Source organism: Nonomuraea lactucae (genome assembly GCF_003313395.1).
Lineage (GTDB): Bacteria > Actinomycetota > Actinomycetes > Streptosporangiales > Streptosporangiaceae > Nonomuraea > Nonomuraea lactucae.
The window spans coordinates 1-2,669 of the sequence record NZ_QNFZ01000008.1 but is presented as its reverse complement, the minus strand read 5'-3'; the positions used below and the strand labels follow the sequence as shown (position 1 = coordinate 2,669).

The window sequence follows — 2,669 nt, the reverse complement described above, 5'->3', positions numbered from 1 at the left end:
TCCCAAGTAGCACGGGGCCCGAGAAATCCTGTGTGAATCTGCCAGGACCACCTGGTAAGCCTAAATACTCCCTGGTGACCGATAGTGCACGAGTACCGTGAGGGAAAGGTGAAAAGTGCCCCGGTGAGGGGTCGTGAAAGAGTACCTGAAACCGTGTGCCTACAAGCCGTAGGAGCTTACGCAGGTTCGCCTGCGTGTGATGTGACTGCGTGCCTTTTGAAGAATGAGCCTGCGAGTTATGGTGTGTGGCGAGGTTAACCCGTGTGGGGGAGCCGTAGCGAAAGCGAGTCTGAAGAGGGCGTTTGAGTCGCATGCTGTAGACCCGAAGCGGAGTGATCTACGCATGGGCAGGTTGAAGCTCAGGTAAGACTGGGTGGAGGACCGAACCCACCAGGGTTGAAAACCTGGGGGATGACCTGTGTGTAGGGGTGAAAGGCCAATCAAACTCCGTGATAGCTGGTTCTCCCCGAAATGCATTTAGGTGCAGCGTCGCGTGTTTCTTGCCGGAGGTAGAGCACTGGATGGCCGATGGGCCCGACAAGGTTACTGACGTCAGCCAAACTCCGAATGCCGGTAAGTGAGAGCGTGGCAGTGAGACTGCGGGGGATAAGCTTCGTAGTCGAGAGGGAAACAGCCCAGATCACCGACTAAGGCCCCTAAGCGTGTGCTAAGTGGGAAAGGATGTGGAGTCGCAGAGACAACCAGGAGGTTGGCTTAGAAGCAGCCATCCTTGAAAGAGTGCGTAATAGCTCACTGGTCAAGTGATTCCGCGCCGACAATGTAGCGGGGCTCAAGTACACCGCCGAAGTCGTGGCACTGGCATGCCCCTTTTGTGGGTGTGTTGGTGGGTAGGGGAGCGTCGTGCATCCGGTGAAGCAGCGGAGTGATCCAGTTGTGGAGGGTGTGCGAGTGAGAATGCAGGCATGAGTAGCGAATCGAGGGTGAGAAACCCTCGCGCCGGATGACCAAGGGTTCCTGGGGCAGGCTAATCCGCCCAGGGTAAGTCGGGACCTAAGGCGAGGCCGACAGGCGTAGTCGATGGACAACGGGTTGATATTCCCGTACCCGCTTCAATGCGCCCATATCGAATCTCGTGATGCTAAGAGTCCTTAGCTCGGGTTGCCCTTCGGGGTGGCTGTCAGGGTGAACGCTCGGTCCGATCGGGTAGTAGGTAAGCGATGGGGTGACGCAGGAAGGTAGTCCAGCCCAGGCGATGGTTGTCCTGGGGTAAGCATGTAGGGAGTGGGGTAGGTAAATCCGCCCCGCGTTGAATCCTGAGATGTGATGCCGAGCCGATTGTGGTGAAGTGGATGATCCTATGCTGCCGAGAAAAGCCTCTAGTGAGTGTTGTGGCGGCCCGTACCCTAAACCGACTCAGGTGGTCAGGTAGAGAATACTAAGGCGATCGGGTGAACTGTGGTTAAGGAACTCGGCAAATTGCCCCCGTAACTTCGGGAGAAGGGGGACCTCTGCCGGTGTAGGAGCGTGCCTCCGAAGCTGGTGGGGGTCGCAGTGGCCAGGGGGAAGCGACTGTTTACTAAAAACACAGGTCCGTGCGAAGTCGTAAGACGATGTATACGGACTGACGCCTGCCCGGTGCCGGAACGTTAAGGGGACCGCTTAGCGCGAGTGATCGTGCGAAGGTGAGAACTTAAGCGCCGGTAAACGGCGGTGGTAACTATAACCATCCTAAGGTAGCGAAATTCCTTGTCGGGTAAGTTCCGACCTGCACGAATGGCGTAACGACTTCCCCGCTGTCTCAACCGCAGACCCGGCGAAATTGCATTACGAGTAAAGATGCTCGTTACGCGCAGCAGGACGGAAAGACCCCGGGACCTTCACTACAGCTTGACATTGGCGTTTGGAGCGTCTTGTGTAGGATAGGTGGGAGACTGGGAAGCTCGGACGCTAGTTCGGGTGGAGTCATTGGTGAAATACCACTCTGGTCGTTTTGAACGTCTAACTCTGGTCCGTGATCCGGATCGGGGACAGTGTCTGGTGGGTAGTTTAACTGGGGCGGTTGCCTCCTAAAGGGTAACGGAGGCGCCCAAAGGTTCCCTCAGCCTGGTTGGTAATCAGGTGTCGAGTGTAAGTGCACAAGGGAGCTTGACTGTGAGACTGACGGGTCGAGCAGGAGCGAAAGCTGGGACTAGTGATCCGGCATCGGCATGTGGAAGCGGTGTCGCTCAACGGCTAAAAGGTACCCCGGGGATAACAGGCTGATCTTCCCCAAGAGTCCATATCGACGGGATGGTTTGGCACCTCGATGTCGGCTCGTCGCATCCTGGGGCTGGAGTAGGTCCCAAGGGTTGGGCTGTTCGCCCATTAAAGCGGTACGCGAGCTGGGTTTAGAACGTCGCGAGACAGTTCGGTCCCTATCCGCTGCGCGCGTAGGAGACTTGAAAGGGGCTGTCCCTAGTACGAGAGGACCGGGACGGACGAACCTCTGGTGTGCCAGTTGTACCGCCAGGTGCACGGCTGGTTGGCTACGTTCGGAAGGGATAACCGCTGAAAGCATCTAAGCGGGAAGCTCGCCTTGAGATGAGGTCTCCCACCACGAGAGTGGGTAAGGCTCCCGGTAGACGACCGGGTTGATAGGCCGGAGGTGGAAGCGCGGTAACGTGTGGAGCTGACCGGTACTAATAGGCCGAGGACTTGACCACAAAGCG

1 rRNA gene is annotated in these 2,669 nt (G+C 57.4%); it reads left to right on the top strand.

The features are described from left to right. Positions 1 to 2,663 (top strand): 23S ribosomal RNA (locus tag DQW85_RS00365); the annotation flags it as partial. Positions 2,664 to 2,669 lie beyond the last annotated feature (6 nt).